Consider the following 1249-nt stretch of genomic DNA (forward strand, 5'->3'; position numbering starts at 1 on the left):
ATCGGCGGAGACCACCACCGTGTGGGACACCCCCGGGGTGTTGCCCACGAAGTTGGTGATCAACCAGTTCAGATTCTGCGCCGCCTGGCTCATCGGACTCAACTAACGCTCCTGCTGGTGAGTGGGGCCAACATTGGTACTGCCGGTTGCCGGGCCGTTGCCGGCCTGACGTCCCTGCTGGATGCCCCGGCGGAGATTGGTCAGCCGGCCGCGCACGTCGTCGGGGGCGCGCGAGACCTGCGGACCGGTCGTCGAAGGGGACTGCTGCTCGGCGGTGCCCTCGACGAGGTTGGCGCGCGGCACTCGCCGCGGCAGCCCCGAGGTGGTGATCCCGCCCGCCGCCGGCTCCCGGACCGCCTCGGCCCGGCGCCAGCGTTCGTCGTTGGGGGAGTCCCAGGCGCCCTGGGAGGCTCCGTCGCCCCGGTCGGCCCGCGGCCGCTCGGAGTCGGCCGGCTGGACGGGCACGCCCGCCGCCGGGGTCTCGCCGCGGAACCAGTTCGACTCCAGCTCCTCGAAGAGCGGGGACGGACCGGCGGCCGGCAGCTCGAACTGGCCGGTCGTGCTGGTCAGCGGGTCCTCGTCGACCGGCTGGGCGAACCTGCCCGTGGTGCCCGACAGGTCGTCGCGGGGGGCGACGGCCTGCGGGAACTGGCCGGTGCCGCCGGTCGCCAGGGCGTCCGGGGCGGGACGGGCGTACTCGCCGCTCGTGCTGCCCGGAGCCTCGCCGGGGACGCCGGCGCCCGGGAGCGCGAACTGGCCCGTGCCCGACTGCGGCCGGCCCGAGGGGTCGAGCGCGGCGAACTGCGAGGTGTCACCGGGGCCCGCGGCCGGCGCCCGCTCGGCGTCGGCGGGCACGGCGAACTGGCCGGTGTGCCCGTCCTGACGGCCGCCCCGGGGGGTGTCCGTCGCGGGGACCGGCGGGAACTGCGCGGTGTCGCCGGGGCCGCCGCCGGGACGCGGGGCGTTCGGGGCCGGCACGGGGAACCCGCCCGTGGCCTCGACGTCCTCGTGACCGCGCGGGGTCTCCTGACCGGCGCGCGGCGCGCCGTCGGAGGACATCGGCCAGTCGTCGACCGGGCCCTTCTTCGGCTTGCCCTTGCGGGTCAGGCCCGACAGACCGTTCTTCGGGCCCGCCGGAGCGCCCTGGCCGGCGGCCGGGGACTGCTCGGTGCTCCAGCCCGGTGCCTGCCGCCCGGCGTCGCCGGGGGCGGCGGCGCCACGGGCCGGCAGCTGCGGGCGCCCGCCGGCG

General features: G+C 77.7%; 2 pseudogenes. Both read right to left on the minus strand.

The features are described 5' to 3' along the window. A pseudogene (locus ACX9I7_RS32605) lies at positions 1-93 on the minus strand (roadblock/LC7 domain-containing protein); the annotation flags it as partial. Positions 94-102: 9 nt separating this feature from the next. After that, positions 103-1249, minus strand: a pseudogene (locus tag ACX9I7_RS32610) (histidine kinase); the annotation flags it as partial.

The organism is Streptomyces sp. L500 (genome assembly GCF_054551825.1).